The following is a 14775-nucleotide window of genomic DNA, read 5'->3' as shown; positions in this document are numbered from 1 at the left end:
GCTGTGTCGGCTTCTTGTCCTCGACCTCCGCGAGAGCGTCGCGGAGGTCGTCGAGAGTGGTAGCGTCAAGCGTGGCCATACCCAACAGTCACACTCTAGCCTAAAAAATATTCAGCCGACAGTATCAGAATGTTATCGACCGGCAGGCCTCTAACTCGTTCAAAATCAAAGGATGGACAGTGACCTTGGTTGTGGTCGCTCTGCTATTCCGGACTAACAACTTTCAGCTGTTCGCGGCATTCATCCCACTAATTGGGTTCTGGTTCTTGGATGCATACTACCTGAAGCAGGAGCGTAGGTTCCGAGAACTCTACAACTGGGTGAGACAGAACAGGCCGGACAACGAAGACCACCTCTTCGATATGGATCCATCTAGGGTTGACGGTGACGTCGACGGCACGGCCAGGCTGATGTTGAATAACTCGTTGCTGTGGTTCTACGGCACGGTCGGCGGCTTACTTATATTGTACTCGGCCATCCTGATCTTCATCAACGGAGGGACGATCTTTGGTTAGACGAGTTTTCTTCAGCTTCCACTACGGCCGGGACGTCTGGAGGGTGAATCAGGTCCGTAACAGCTGGGTTGCCAAGGAAAACCGGGAGGCTGCAGGGTTCATCGATGCGGCAGAGTGGGAGGAGGTAAAGCGTGAGGGTGAAGATACTATCAAGGATTGGATCGATGAGCAGATGCACGGCACTTCTGTCACTGCAGTCCTGATCGGGAACGAGACAGCAGACCGGGACTGGGTTCGCTATGAGATAAAGAAGAGCATCAAGCGAGGGAACGGCATCGTTGGCATCAAAGTCCACTCCCTGAAGGACAAGGAGGGCAGTACTGATTTCAGTGGGAGCAACCCGTTGAAGAAGTTCGTCGTTGAGGAGGACGGTGATGTGAAAACTCTCTCCAGCATTTTTCCGACCTATCACTGGAAGAGGGACAACGGCAGGGAGAATATCGGTAACTGGGTGGAGGAAGCAGCTCAGGCCTCTGAGCAATTATCTGGTGTTCAGCGGAGATCGGTTAGACGCAGAGAATCGATTGCTGAAGGATTGAATTTCGATGTTGGCGCAGTAATCGTACTCGGTATCTTGATCGTAATCTTCATCGAGAAATATACCGACATAGATATCCTGGAGAATATCGACCTCTCCCAGTTCCAGCAGGCTACTGGAGACGACAATATGTTCCCATAACTTACCCGTGTGCCAACTAAACTCCAAGCTACACACCTCAGTATGCCTCCAGCAGATTCCTCCCAGCAACAGACGGACGACTTCCATAGTCATCCGCCTATCCAGTGTGATGCGTGCGAGTCTGCTCTCCACTCTAACAAAGGTCACACATTGTCCTTCCTTCTCGTGGATCAGCTCACACTCCCCCTTGTTGGATGTAATGAACACCTTGAGCAGTTCACCTCTGTCTGTGGATTCACTACCGAGAGCACAGCTGAACTCATAGATCATCGGCCAGCCGGCGGTATCAACTGTCCTAGTTGCCACCTCGCACCCCATAATCCAGATCAACCGGTGGTTCCGGTACAGGACGGAGCAGTTGCGATCCTTGCCTGTCCAGAGCATCAAGTAGAGATCGTTGGTCGGTTCCACACAGGTCTTGATATGCAACAGCAGCTAACTGCTTCTCTCGATACGCTACAATAGGCTTCACAGATTCTGGTTTATACGGAATAGGATCTGGACCGCGTGACGGGCTTGCTCCCTGTAGTCCTTCATCTCGTCTTCAGTGATGTTGGTCTCGATGGAGTGGGCTTCTGCGTTGGCGTTCTGGCGGAAAGCGTCCAGTTCGTTGATGAAGTCGCTGTCAAGGCCTCCAGAGCGATGCTGGAAGTCGTCGAGATTTTCCTCAAAGGTGTTGATGAGGTCGCTGAACTTCCTGAACCGCCGGTTTTCAGGAAGATAGTACAGTTCAATCTCCTGCTTCCCGTACTGGTCCCGGAGAAGGTCGATAAGGAGGTTCTCTAAGAGCTTCCGTGTCAGGACGAGCGTAGCGTCGTTAACCCCGATACGGTAGCACTGGTTGATGTCCTCAACCAGATCCGGGTAGAACGTGCCCGGGACGTTGTCGATGTCGAGAAACCGTTCGGAGCGAAACGTAGAGTGTAGCACTCCTGTACCAGGATCCTCGTTCTCGAGGATGTCCAAGGCAGGGTATTTGTTCAGTGTATCTGAGTCGGTGTCGGCCAAGGTGTAGATCCGTTTCATAACGCCCACGGCTTTCTCCTCGTCCTCCTCCGCTACCTCTTTGAGAAACTGAGTGGTGTTTGGCTGCTGGTCGTTGTCTTTGAAGTCCCAGCTTTTGTAAAATCGGTCGATGTTCCGCATAGTGTCTGTTACGCCGAACTCTGTAGCGGCCATCTCCCAGTCATCTGGCTCCAGATCTTTCTGGACGGCAAATCGGGAAAACTGGCCGATGAGAGTTACCATAGGATCCCGAGACATGGACAGGGGTACAGAAGTCAACTACCTGTAACTACCGCACCGTCTGTTGGATGAGATAATAGGGCCTCTATACAACTTCTGCGCGCTATATCCAGCACGACACTGGCACTCATCACCGGAAGAGGAATTCAACAAGACCATTCTGGAAACAGTCTCGGAAACGGTCGAACTGTACCGAAACTCGGCGACTGGTCCGGTCCGGCATACGTCCGAACCGCTTCCCGGAAACATGGAAGCGCCACGCCGCGGCTTATCGGGAACGTGAACATCTAGTCGAATATGCCCAACAACGCGACATCAACGCCGAACCGATTAGCGGTGAATCAGCCGACCCGGGACGCTGACCGCAATCGAACCCTTACTGAACAAGCCGACCCAACCACGGAGAAGATGCTGTTGCCGTCACTTGACGACGGCATCACGCTGCTCGACGTCGAGGGAGGCCGCGACGTCCCAATCTTGCAATCGCTCGTGCTCGACCACCTCCTCCTGCACGACGGCCCCGCCTTCTGGGTGGACGCGAACGGCCACGCGACGACGACCACGCTCGCCCAAATCGCCCCCAGCCAGCGGTTGCTCGACCGGATCCACGTCGCACGGGGTTTCACTGCCTACCAGCACTACGGCACCGTCTGCGACCTCCCGACGGCGGTGAACCAATCAATCTGGAGATCTACCGCAGACACCGGAATCAGCAGTCGACAGTTGACGGCTCGCAACGAGGGCGCATCCTCGCACACCCCATCGCTCATCGTCGCCCCGGCGGTCGACGCGCAGTACCGCACTGACGACACGCTTGGAGACGCCCACGCCGGGACACTCCAAGCGCGAACGCTCGCTCGACTGGCGACCTACGCGGATGGGTACGAGGTGCCGGTGCTCGTTACTCGCAGCAAAGCGGACGAGTTCGCGGCGCCGGTCGCGACGGCTGCCGAGCACCACTTAGAGTGCGAGCAAACCCGGATGGGGCCACGGTTCACGGGTGAGGAATTCGAGACGCTCGTCTATCCCGTCGACGATGGGGCATACTACCAGACGACGTTTACCTACTGGCGTCAGTTACTCGGCGCGCGTGCCGAACAGGTCGGGCTGGAACCGGCCTCGCCCTCCACCCCGACCACGGCCACCGATGGCGTCGGAACGGGCGTGACGGCTGATGGCACGATTGCGTCACTCACTGCGAACCCACTACTCGATGCCTGGACGAGTGCTGGAGGGCGATAGCAATGGGGCGCACCAATCCGACGTATCGGGATGCGCTGCGGGCTATCGAGGAGCGATGGACGGATTTCCGGCGGGCGCTCCGCCGTCGCGACCAACCGCGCTTCGACCAGCTGTTCGAGTACGCTCGCGAGCACGCCGACGCGAGTGGCCTGTTGAACCACCAAAACCCGCTGTTTCCGGCGCTGATCAGCATCGATCTCGAACAGGAAGCCCGACTCGATGAACACGAAGACCGCCTCGCTGAACTCGAAAACGCACTCAACGAGGCGGATGATCGACAACAACACTCCCAGGCAGGTACAACGGAGGACAGATTGCACTGATGGTTTTTAGTATGGGGTACTAGACCGTTCATATGGCAACGGATCGCTTCCAGAGGGTCAACAACTTGGAATCAGGTGATCGAATTCGAATCCACCTTACCGGGGACGGTCCGGTTGAGGCTGGCGGTGTGACGTTTCAGAATCCGTGGGAGACCTCCGTCGGAAGCGTACACGAAGAGAGAAAGGACCCCCGGAAGGGAGATGAGGTCCGACATATCGAATTTCATCGGACAGTGCGTCTCGATGCACCTGACGAGATCGTGCCGCCTGATCGCGTCGTGTTGAAAACCGCACATCGGATGGAACAGGAGAACACACTTCGGCTGACATTCAAACAGCTGATCGAAGATAGTCCCGGTCACTATACTCTCCATGCCCTGGGACTCGAGGATCTCGATGTTCTCGAGTGAATTTGTATCGAATACAACGCCTCAGTACCGTAATTAGTAGACTTAACCAACATCCCGTAGCAAGCGTGGGGTTTTTGTTGGTTAAGATGGGCGGAGAAGGGGGATCAGCGCCCCGGAAGTGTTTGCGGAAAATGGATGGAAAGCCCCAAATTCGCGTTCCAAGCCCTTCGCAGCCGTGTCACACTGGTTCCCTGAACTCCGGAAGCGACACACTGTCGATTATCGGGTGAGCGTACGTTGGCGTGCCTATGCTGGAGGACGACGGATAGAAAATGCCATTCACATTCGATTTCCTTGATGACGGCCGTGTCCTCGAATGGGAGACGACGGCTGACGGCGCCGTCGCGACCGAACGCGAAGACTACTCACCGCGCTTCTACGTCGCATCCCGCGCACCAGATGCCGATATCGACCTCACGAGACTCCGGAGCGTGTACGAACGGCACCCGGACGTCGTCGCGACCAAAATCGTCGCCCGGCGGCCAGGCTTCCGTCGCGACGACGAGGACACCCTCGCCGTCGACGTCGTCCACATCGACCGTGTCATCCCACTCGCCCGGCAGGCGCGCCAGCTGTCGGACTATCCAGTCGGGGATCTCGCCTGTTTCAATGTCGACTTCTCGCGAGAGTTCCGGTACTGTCTGGAGACCGGCGTCGACCCGACGCCGGCGAGCGAGCTGTCGACGCTCCACCTCAGTATCCCGGTGACCGAGACGAACAGTGAAACCAACGCCGAGCTTGGCGTGAACGGCAAGACCGTCACGGGATCTCCAGTGGATCTCCTCGCGGCGGTCCAAGACGCGATCGACACCCTTGACCCGGATGTCCTCGTATGCTCGACGAGCGAGATCATCTCGACGCTCTACGCGATGGCTCGCGACGCCGGCGTCGACGGCTTCACGCTGAGTCGGTGGCCCGACGTCGACTACCAGCAGCTCGCCGGTCAATCGACGTTTTCGAGTTACGGCCGAGTAGGACATTCGCCCGCCCGCTACAACGTGCCGGGCCGGGCGATCATCGACGAATCGAACACGTTCTTCTACGGGGAGACGAACCTCGACGGTATTTTCGACCTCGTCTCGCGGTCGAAAAAGCCAGCCCAAGAACTCGCCTGGGCGTCGATTGGGAACGTCCTCACCGCAATTCAGATTTGCGAGGCGCACGACCGCGGTGTTCTCGTGCCGTGGAACTCCTGGCGACACGAGTTCTACAAGCCAATGGGAACCCTCCACGATGCCGACCGTGGTGGGTTCATCTTCGCGCCCGAAGTCGGACTCCATGAGGATGTCCACGAACTCGACTTTTCGAGTCTCTATCCGAATATCATCTGCATGTGGAACGTCTCTCCGGACGTCATTCGGTGTGACTGTCACAGTGATCGCGAGGACGTTCCCAGCCTCGGCTACTCCATTTGCGACGAGCAGGGTTACCTCGTCGACGTCCTCCAACCGATCATCGACGCTCGCGACGATATCAAGGCAGATATTCATCGCGAACAGCAGCGCGATAATCTCGACCAGGACCGTCTCGACGAACTCGAGGGGCGGTCGGCCGCGCTAAAGTGGATTCTCGTCGCGTGCTTTGGATATCAGGGATTCAGTAACGCGAAATTCGGGCGAATCGAGTGCCATGAAGCAATCAACGCGTTCGCTCGGGAGATCCTGCTCACCGCGAAACAGCGGTTGGAGGCGGGCGGTTGGCGTGTCGTTCACGGGATCGTCGACTCGATCTGGGTGACGCCCGACCCGGACGTCAGCGACGACGAACGAGAATCACTGGAGACGTTGGCCTCCGAGATCACGGACACCGTCGAGATCCGTCTCGAATATGAAGCCGAGTACGAGTGGGTGGCGTTCGTGCCACAGCGCGAAAGCGACGCCGGCGCACTGACGAAGTATTTCGGGAAGGTTACGGGCAAGGATGAGTTCAAGATACGCGGCATCGAAGCCCGGCAACGATCCACGCCGGAGTTCATTGAAGATGTCCAGCGCGACTGTCTCGAGATCCTCGGTCAAACGCAATCTCCAGACGCGGTTATCAGTCGCTTGGAACGGGCGATTTCGGAGCTTCACGCTGGCGATGTCGATTCCGACCGACTCGTCGAACGGAACCGTGTTTCCAAGCCTGTCGAGGCGTACACGCAGTACACCCAGAACGTGGCGGCACTCGAGCGTGCTCGCGACCAGGACCTCGCTGTCCATCCCGGACAAGATGTCGAGTACGTGGTCGTCGACGACGAGAAAGCATCACGAGAGCGTGTCGCCCTTGCTCACGAAGAGACGGACCAGTATGATCCATCGTACTACGAGACGCAGCTGGTACGAGCTGTCGAGAGTATTATTTCACCTCTGGGATGGGATCGGTCGGATATTCGACGAAGGTTGGCAAAGACACGAACGACTAAGATTACCTCCTTCTGACCCTTCGCTTACAACAAGATATGAGTAGGACCACACACCCCCCTCGTTCGGAATGAGATTATACCCACCATACTACCTGATTAGAGGCCGTGGTTCCACCCAATGAGAAGGTTGTAGTAATGGATTCGTTGGGTATACGCGCTCGACGCATGGTCTACTGCTTCAATTCGAAGGATAGAATAGCTGTACTTCCATTGTTAGGCGTATTCACGAATACTTCTAACTAGTGGCGTATTCTACTTGAAGAGCTTTTAGGGCAACTAGGTAATAAAGCTAGGGTTGTGACTAGACAAGTGATCCGCGAAAGTCTACGCCATCTTGTGATTTGGGGAATTATCTTGTCCTAGTTAGGGTACGCCTAGTAGATTGTTGGAAGATCTCGTCCATACGGCCAGTTTCACGGTATCTCATTCCGAATCAGGGGGGTGTGTCCCTCTAGCTCCAATCCGGATCTATCCTAATTGGGCTGGCATCAATATCGCCTATTAGTTCGGTGGACAACTCATTCCGAATCAGGGGGGTCTCTGTAGCGTCCTCGATTCTTGGCTGATGGACCTACCTCATTCCGAACGAGGGGGGTTGATCTGGACTTGCTGATTATTCGAGCTACTGGCAATCCACTCGTTCTACGATGTAGCTCACTCCGAACCAGGGGAGTAAAGTCTCCACAGAACACGGATTTGAAGATAGCTCACTCTGAATTGGGTCTCCTCCTGTATGACGGCGTCACCTATCGATTTTCCGCTGTTTAGCACCGATATCCAATGAATCTCATTCCGAATCAGGGGGGTAACGACTAAGTAGGTTCCTTCCCAGGATGAATCTATGACAGACAACGAGGAATCAGACGGAGGAGGTGACTCGTCTATCACGGACCAACAGCTGGATGGTTTCGATACAAACAGGGAGGACAGTTCGGCTTCTGAAATTTCGTCGGCTACGAAAGAAATCCAGCGATCAGAACCGAACGACCCGGCAAATGACCCACTGTTCGTTCGGGAGGGCGATGAAGACGGCTCCTCAACTCCAATCTGGGCGGATCGCGATCTACTTTCAATTGGAACCGTTCCTGGGCCGGACCGCATCGTCGGTCGAGACACCGAAATCAAGTCGGTTGCTGGAGAAATCCGTCACCTCGTCCACGAATCCCAACCTAACCACGTCGTTATTTACGGCGAAACCGGAACTGGCAAATCACTTGTCAGCCGGCACGTCTCCGACCGTCTCGTTGATACTGCCACTGCCCGTAACGTCCCTGCTGCAAGCATCTACGTCGAGTGCAAGAAGAATAATACCGAAACGCGAGTCGCCCGAACAATCGCTCGTGCCCTAAGCGACAAATCCGGTTCTGGCATAGAAATCCCTCGCGTCGGTTTAGGGTCCGCCGAATACTACGATTACGCCTACGACATCATCGACGAGTACTACGATGGACTTATTGTCATCCTTGATGAGATCGACATGGTTGATGACGCTGAGGGACTCCTCCATGAACTCTCGCGAGCCCGAGAAGCCGGCCATACTGATGCCTATATCGGAATCATCGCTATCAGCAACGACATCGACTTCGGACAGAAACTCAATGCACGCGTTCAGAGCTCGATGCGGACGACGGACTTCGTCTTTGAACCATACCAGAGCGACCAAATCGAGCAGATCCTCGAGTATCGACGAGATGCATTCCAAGACGGTGTCGTACAAGACGGCGTCATAACCGAGACTGCTGACCGGTCGGCGGATGAACATGGTGATGCGAGGAAGGCAGTCGACGTTCTGCGGATTGCTGGTGACATCGCTGACGACAACGATGCAGAGGTCGTTAGTGCGGACCACGTCGATAAAGCCGTCAAGCGTGCAGAGATCAATCGAGTCAAGGAGACGATTGAAAGTACCTCACCGCAATCCAAACTCGTCCTCTACACTCTCGGTCGCTTGACTGGCTCGAACAACCGCCGTTTCCGTACCTCTGGTATCTACAGCCAATACGAGACGACCTGCGGTGACGTCGGCGCTGATCCCCTCTCGTATGATCGAGTGAGTCAGATTCTCAGCACGCTCGCGCTAATGGGAATCTCTGAGTCTCACCAGATTGGTGGCGGACACAAGCAGGGTGTTTATCTGGAACACCAGCTTATCAAGGACAAAGATGTAGTGATGAAGGCAGTTGTAGAGAGCGATGAACGGCTTTCAGAACTTCACAACGGAACCTACGAGATTTAATCAAGCATCATGAGGGTTCGTTCTACCTAGAACCCTTCTACTGAAGCTCATTCCGAATCAGGGGTGTCAAATATTCTGAGAAGTGAACAAGCTCACTTCGAATCAGGGGGGTTGTTCTCGAGAGAACCAGATTAGCTAATCGTCTGGACTGACCGGTCCTTTGTACTGCGAGCACACCTTCTCGCCTTCCCGCCACTGCCAGTAGTAATAGCGGTTGTCGTTGATTTCCTTTATCGTGATCGTCGCTTTGGCAGGGACGTCGTCCGGGAGGTCGTCTGGTCGCTCCTCCACTTCTTCCTGGTCATCCGACTCCTCGAGGCGGTCCTCACGTGCCTTGTACTCGGCTAACGCTTCAGCGTACGTAGCAACGTCTCGGAGTCGTTCCGGGGTCGACTCGTTGAGCGTGTTGACGATCTCCGTCGGGAAGTTCGCCGGTGGGGTCGGGGGCTCGTAGGACATCGGCTGCTCTCGCGTTAACCAACACAACCCGCTAATCCATAGTTTTGTTGGTTAAGACGATGGGGCGGCTACCGTGCATGCTGACTGAAACACTACGCGAAACTTCTTTATATAGTAGTTTCGAACTATGTTACACCGTGCTCCGGCGCATCGAACTTGATGTCCTCGCCACGGTCGACCGCGGCGACACAATCTCCGAGCTCGCGACGAAGCTCGACCACAGCGAGAGCTACATCTCTCGTGCCGTCGCCGACCTCGTCGAGAGGGGGCTCGTCTACACGGAACGCGATGGCCGGCGAAAACGAGTCGTCCCGTCGGATGCTCGCGCCGTCGAACTCTATCGGGACCTCATCCGCCAACACTCCCACATCGACTTCCCCGAGCTGCTGACCGGCAAGGCACTCGAGGTGTTGTACTACATCGACCAGCCGCGAACCGTCTCCGAGATCGCCGACCGGAGCGACAACTACCGCAACACGGTCAACCGAGTCCTCAAGCGGTTTCGCGACCGCGGTCTCGTCGGGACGGACGACAGCCGCTATGACTTCAACGCCGACTTCGACCGCCTCCACGAGTTCGCACGTGAACTCGCACACCCTCTGCATCGCCACCGTCTCGAAGCCGTCGCCCCGAAGGGCACGATTCTCTGGGAGGACTACGACGAATTTCTCGCTCAGTCCGAGACGGAGATCGACGCGGAGGCGTTCCACGAAACCGGCCTCGCTCGATTCGCGGCCTTCGGCCTCCAGTTCCTGCTCACCGGCCACCGCTACTACGTCTACTCCGAGGAGCTCGACGCAGTCTCACCGGCAGAACTCTGCTGTCACACCCTTTTGATTGACGATGGCAGCCGCCACCGCTCGTACTGTCTCCTCCTGCTCAGCCACGTCGACGTCGACGAGGCGGACCTCCGAGAGCAGGCGGCGAAGTATGGCCTCGAAGCCAAAATCGACGCCTTGCTCCGCTACCTCGAGACGCACGGCCATGTCGACGATGACCGGCTCCCGGAGTGGGACGAGTTCCAGGAGCTGGCGGCTGACTACGAGGTGCCACTATCCTGAGACAGAACGTCGTCACCAGCCGTGGCGTCTGCCAGCGTCAGTTTGGATCGTAGGGATTCGTTGCTGTATCGAGTCGATAGACATCCTCGACAGCGTCAAAATCGTCGTCAAACGCATACAGGTAGCCGAGCCCCTCGGTTTGCATATACGCGACAATGCAGGCGTCGACGAAGGAGAGCGGTTCGTGTTGGCGGAAGAGGGCCTTCCCCGTCGCGAGGGCGTCGGTGGTGAGTGAGTCGATGTGGAAGCGGGCGTTTTCTTCGATACGATCGAGGAGATCGACGGCTGCGTCGTGGCCGGCGTGGGTCGTGAGGCCGTTGAGCGTTTCAGCGAGTACGTAGTCGAGGACGACTGCCTCCGGGAGCGTTCCATTGTCGATGTCCTGGAGCACGGGAAGCGCGGCATCGTGGGATCCATCCCGCCGGTATGCGGCGGCAAAGAGGACTGTCGTATCGATGAGTGCACGAGGCATTTACTCGACGTCGACGCCCCAGGCGTCGTGATCGCTCGTTACATCGGTTGACTCCTCACCAGCGTAGCCGTCGAAGTCGGCGAACGTACCCGTTTGCTGTTGGATCACTTGGACCCGAATGCACCCGTCGTCTTCGAGATGCCAACGGAGCTGATCTCCATCGTCGATATTGAGTTCACGCCGGATCCGGGCGGGGATGTTTGCCTGGTTTCCAGATACCTTGCTTTCGGCGTCGATTCTGTCGCTGCTCATAACTCCCGGTATGTGACGGACTGTGAAAAACCTAGTGTGCCGCCACACTACACATCGAACACGTGCTTATTCCGTATCTGGACGTGGAGTGTTCTCGTACTTGACCATCTTCTCGGGCTTGTCGGAGATGGTGTCGTAGATCTGCTGGAGCGTCGCCTCAGCCGCGAGCAGATTATGCTCCTCGAGGAATTCCCGTCCCTCGTCGGTAAGGCCGTAGAACTTCCAAGGGTAGCCCTGCCGGCGCTCCCCATCGTCGAGTGCAACCTCCGTGACGATCCCGGCGTCAATGAGTTTCTGAATGTGGTTGTAAACCGTGGCTTCGCTGATGCTTGGGTTGAGTTCCTCGAGTTCGTACATCGAGGGGAGCTGCTGCGGATGACCGAGAATATCGCTGATGAGCGAAAACCGCGTCTGCTGGGTCACGAAATGGACGAGATCCCGCGTTGCCGATTCGGTTCCGTTACCCAACTTGTTATCCATATCTCTGCGTTCAACCGAGAGCGGCAAAGTAGTTTACTCTGTACTAAACTACCCGAAAACCAGTGACGCTACGACTTCGAGGGGAGGCGCCCATCAGGTCGTGGGACCCGTCCCTGCTTGATCTCATGATCGACTCGTCGGAGATGTTTACATCCGCCCTCGGGCGTACGCTTCCGCCAGTCTGGACACGTACACGATTCGCTGATCACGTCGACTTCGTACCAGTTTCCCGACGCCGATCGGACCTCGTACCGGCCACCCTTTTCGAGCAACGAGACGGCCATTGCTTCGTCGATGGCACGGCTGGTTCGCGGCTCGAGATCGTCGTGCTGGGTCGAGTGCTCCGTGACGACCATCCGATCGCGTACGTCGCCGGTGCGGCCGCCGTCTGGAGCAACCGCAGCCTCGGAACCCTGGAGACGATCCGCAAGTAGAGTTTCGACCGGATGTCCCTCCGGCCACAGGTAGTGGACTTCCCGCCGCTCACGATGATCGTAGGTGCCACAGGCGGCAGCGCTCCCAGTCCAGACACGCCACGCCCCGAGTGCTGCCATCACGTCGACGATGACTCGCGGAACAGCCTCGTGCTTGTCGGGGTAGAACATCCGAAAGCGAGTACATTCCGCCTGCGGCGGAACCGTCTCCCACCACTCGATGTCGTCGTCCCAGCTCTCGTACATCGCCTTATCCTTCCCGTATCCGACGGTCAGGCCGTCGATCTGCGGTATCTCCACCGATGTCTCGTCAGCCTCTTCTTCGAGCAGCCGAAGGACGGCGTACCGGAGATACTCGTGATTCGGATTGTCTGAAGATTGGGAGACCTGCTCGTGGTGCTCTGCGACTCGCTCTGCCTCGTCGAGAACGGTCGTTAGATATCGGTCGGTCATGGGTCAGTGGAGACGGGACTGCGCCTCCGCCCCTCGGCGGGCGCTGAAAAACTTTACCAACAAATACTGATCAATCGTATCCTCTGTTGGTTAACCCCTCTCTGCTCGAATGCTGAGCCGGATCGGACTACCGGATCTAAGAATAGTATATCTGTATAGCGATAACGTCATAGGGAATACGGGGGACAAGACTAATACCGTTAGATGCGATACCGATAACTAACGATGATGGAGTACGTCGACGAGACCGCGGCGAAGATCATGGTCGCGGCCCGGCCGGGTGACTCGATCCGGCGAATCGCCCAGAAGATCGACGGCTCCTACTCGTGGGTCTACGACTGGATCGAGCGGTTGGAGGACGCAGGCTTCATCCGACGTGAGGACGGCGTCTACATCGAGAAGTACGCTGTCAGGGATCGCTACTACGATCTCGTCGCGGCCATTTCTCACGCTGTTCCCCCCTCGATCGACGACGGCTACGTCATTCCGCACTTCGCCGGGATGCCCTTTGCGTACACGAAAATCGACGGCGTCTACGTCTGGACCCACGGCGGCTATCAGATCGCCCGCGGCCACGACGACTATCCGATCTTCATCCAGGTCGCCGACCAAGATGTCGAGCAGTGGACGGCGTTCTTCGATGAATTCGGGATTCCGAGCCGGATCGAAGAGCGGCCGGATGCGAGCGACTACGACGCCACAGTCTCGTACGTGTTGTTCCCGACGAGTGGGGAGATCACTCGCGAGTGGGTCGACGGCAATCCGGTCATTCCGTTGGATGAGGCAATCGAGCACATGTTGGAGTACCGGGTGAACTACGAGCCGGCGTTGGAGATGATCGCCGATGAGTACGACCGCGATATCGACGCGTCCCACAAGGATCCGCGTCTCAATGCATGAGTCTCGGTGAACGCGAAGACGAATTGCTGGACACTCTGGAGGCCGTCATTGACGCTGACCTGCCGTACGTCCTCGTCGGTGGGTGGGCGATTGCGGCGTTCAATCAGCGCTTCACCACGGATGTCGATGTCGTCATTCCGGCGCAATCGGTCGACGACTACACGGACCTTCTCACCGACCGCGGCTACGAGAAAACGGCTGATGTCGGGCGAAACGAACTCTACGAGGGCCGTACTATCCGGTTTACGAAAGATATCGGGAATCCGGTTCAGTTCGACGCGATGGTCGACGCGCTTGGTTGCCGCCAGACGGAAGCTGAGTGGTCGTATCGCTATCTGGCCCAGCACTCTGTCACCCAGGAACTGCGAACCGGGCGCCCGGTAACAGCCAGGATTCCGGAACGGGAGTTGCTGTTTGCCGTGAAACTTCACAGTGGCCGCAAGGCAGATTCCCGGGATCTGGTGGTGCTGGCTGCTGACGCGGATTTCGACCGGATCGCGACTCATCTACATCGCGGGGAGTCTGAGAAGCTCGCTGGTCGCATCGAGACTGTCCTCGACCGACTCACATCGGAGGATTTCGCGGACGCATTCAAAGGAGTCTTCGAACAGCAAACGGTTCCCGAACAGGATATCGATGCCGTCGTTGAGTTCCTTCGTGACCAGCAGCGCCGAATCGATTCTGAACTATAACATCGACTGTCGATGGGTATGTCTTGGGACCGATCGAAACACACGGGGTCGGGACGCCGAACGAATTAACCAACAATGTCGACAGAGTACCCTCCGGCGTTGGTTAACAGCCGGGAAGGGGGTGTTCAGCCCTCTACAACTGTGTCGATGATCTCCTGAGCGGTCGAACTGATCCGGCCGAGACGCTCCTGAATGCTCTCCGCATCGTCGTCCTGCCACGCGGCAAGATAGAACGCTGAACCGCTCGTATCCAGGTCGAAATACCGGCCGACGATGTACGCAACGGCTTCCGCTTCGACCTCGCGTTTTGCGCGCTCGGGCTCGTCGTCGCCATCGAAATGAAGCAGCGCGTGGGCGTACTCGTGAATCAGCGTCACCGCGAGGTCGGCCTGATTCGCTCTATCTTTCGCTTCGATACCCCGTTGCACGTTCAAAATTAATTCACCGGACAACGTGGTCGGACCGGAATTTGGCCCAGCAGTGATGAGTCAGTGTCAATTATTCCTAATAAGCTGATA

At 56.8% G+C, this 14775-nt stretch carries 16 protein-coding genes and 1 pseudogene; 10 read left to right on the top strand and 7 right to left on the bottom strand.

The genetic code is table 11. The features are described 5' to 3' along the window. Positions 1 to 179: 179 nt before the first annotated feature. The gene (locus N5098_RS15355; RefSeq protein WP_267638757.1) at positions 180 to 515 is read left to right on the top strand and encodes a hypothetical protein; all 336 of its coding nucleotides are present in this window, start codon (positions 180 to 182) and stop codon (positions 513 to 515) included. After that, positions 508 to 1194, top strand: coding sequence for a TIR domain-containing protein (locus N5098_RS15350; protein ID WP_092662265.1), 687 nt, complete (start codon positions 508 to 510; stop codon positions 1192 to 1194). Before N5098_RS15355 ends, N5098_RS15350 begins: the two co-directional genes overlap by 8 nt. Before the next feature lie 468 nt (positions 1195 to 1662). Here the strand turns inward: N5098_RS15350 and N5098_RS15345 are convergent, their stop codons facing one another. After that, positions 1663 to 2442: a hypothetical protein gene (locus N5098_RS15345; RefSeq protein ID WP_008524564.1), complete on the bottom strand. Its 780-nt coding sequence runs from the start codon at positions 2440 to 2442 to the stop codon at positions 1663 to 1665. A gap of 294 nt (positions 2443 to 2736) precedes the next feature. Here N5098_RS15345 and N5098_RS15340 point away from each other — a divergent pair, with 294 nt between their 5' ends. The 5 genes from N5098_RS15340 (at position 2737) to N5098_RS15320 (ending at position 9054) form a co-directional block, all read left to right on the top strand. Then, the gene (locus N5098_RS15340) at positions 2737 to 3681 is read left to right on the top strand and encodes a hypothetical protein (protein ID WP_368408033.1); all 945 of its coding nucleotides are present in this window, start codon (positions 2737 to 2739) and stop codon (positions 3679 to 3681) included. 2 nt (positions 3682 to 3683) lie between these two features. Further along, positions 3684 to 4004, top strand: coding sequence for a DUF8156 family protein (locus tag N5098_RS15335; RefSeq protein WP_008524566.1), 321 nt, complete (start codon positions 3684 to 3686; stop codon positions 4002 to 4004). Between the two features lie 32 nt (positions 4005 to 4036). Next, positions 4037 to 4414: a hypothetical protein gene (locus tag N5098_RS15330; RefSeq protein WP_008524567.1), complete on the top strand. Its 378-nt coding sequence runs from the start codon at positions 4037 to 4039 to the stop codon at positions 4412 to 4414. Positions 4415 to 4686: 272 nt separating this feature from the next. Next, on the top strand, positions 4687 to 6834 hold the full coding sequence (locus N5098_RS15325; RefSeq protein WP_267638756.1) for a type B DNA-directed DNA polymerase: 2148 nt from the start codon (positions 4687 to 4689) through the stop codon (positions 6832 to 6834). A gap of 825 nt (positions 6835 to 7659) precedes the next feature. Further along, a complete protein-coding gene (locus N5098_RS15320) occupies positions 7660 to 9054 on the top strand; it encodes a Cdc6/Cdc18 family protein (protein ID WP_008524569.1) in 1395 nt (464 codons plus the stop codon). Between the two features lie 135 nt (positions 9055 to 9189). Here N5098_RS15320 and N5098_RS15315 read toward each other — a convergent pair whose 3' ends face one another. Then, positions 9190 to 9513, bottom strand: coding sequence for a DUF6788 family protein (locus N5098_RS15315; RefSeq protein WP_008524570.1), 324 nt, complete (start codon positions 9511 to 9513; stop codon positions 9190 to 9192). A 137-nt stretch (positions 9514 to 9650) separates the two neighbouring features. Between N5098_RS15315 and N5098_RS15310 the strand changes: the two genes are divergently transcribed. Beyond that, the gene (locus N5098_RS15310) at positions 9651 to 10574 is read left to right on the top strand and encodes a helix-turn-helix transcriptional regulator (protein WP_267638758.1); all 924 of its coding nucleotides are present in this window, start codon (positions 9651 to 9653) and stop codon (positions 10572 to 10574) included. Positions 10575 to 10611: 37 nt separating this feature from the next. On the opposite strand, the gene N5098_RS15305 is transcribed toward N5098_RS15310, so the two are convergent. The 4 genes from N5098_RS15305 to N5098_RS15290 all read right to left on the bottom strand — a co-directional run bounded on the left by N5098_RS15305 (position 10612) and on the right by N5098_RS15290 (position 12665). After that, a complete protein-coding gene (locus N5098_RS15305; RefSeq protein ID WP_267638755.1) occupies positions 10612 to 11046 on the bottom strand; it encodes a PIN domain-containing protein in 435 nt (144 codons plus the stop codon). Further along, on the bottom strand, positions 11047 to 11298 hold the full coding sequence (locus tag N5098_RS15300) for an AbrB/MazE/SpoVT family DNA-binding domain-containing protein (protein ID WP_267638754.1): 252 nt from the start codon (positions 11296 to 11298) through the stop codon (positions 11047 to 11049). Positions 11299 to 11364: 66 nt separating this feature from the next. Then, positions 11365 to 11778 (bottom strand): MarR family transcriptional regulator, encoded by a 414-nt coding sequence (locus N5098_RS15295; RefSeq protein WP_267638753.1) that lies wholly within the window; start codon positions 11776 to 11778, stop codon positions 11365 to 11367. A gap of 68 nt (positions 11779 to 11846) precedes the next feature. Further along, positions 11847 to 12665, bottom strand: a complete 819-nt coding sequence (locus tag N5098_RS15290) for a hypothetical protein (RefSeq protein WP_267638752.1) — start codon at positions 12663 to 12665, stop codon at positions 11847 to 11849. Between the two features lie 228 nt (positions 12666 to 12893). On the opposite strand from N5098_RS15290, the gene N5098_RS15285 reads away from it, so the two are divergent. Together N5098_RS15285 and N5098_RS15280 are read left to right on the top strand one after the other, a co-directional pair. Then, complete coding sequence (locus N5098_RS15285) at positions 12894 to 13565, top strand: helix-turn-helix domain-containing protein (RefSeq protein ID WP_267638751.1); 672 nt, start codon at positions 12894 to 12896, stop codon at positions 13563 to 13565. Next, positions 13562 to 14257, top strand: coding sequence for a nucleotidyltransferase domain-containing protein (locus N5098_RS15280; protein WP_267638750.1), 696 nt, complete (start codon positions 13562 to 13564; stop codon positions 14255 to 14257). The genes N5098_RS15285 and N5098_RS15280 overlap by 4 nt, the downstream gene beginning before the upstream one ends. Before the next feature lie 125 nt (positions 14258 to 14382). On the opposite strand, the pseudogene N5098_RS15275 reads toward N5098_RS15280, so the two are convergent. Then, positions 14383 to 14673 (bottom strand): annotated as a pseudogene (locus N5098_RS15275) (DUF955 domain-containing protein); the annotation flags it as partial. Positions 14674 to 14775 lie beyond the last annotated feature (102 nt).

The sequence above is a fragment of the Halovenus rubra genome (assembly GCF_026586665.1).
Lineage (GTDB): Archaea > Halobacteriota > Halobacteria > Halobacteriales > Haloarculaceae > Halovenus > Halovenus rubra.
The sequence above is the reverse complement of the archived record's forward strand: the minus strand, read 5'-3'. Positions and strand labels throughout refer to the sequence as shown.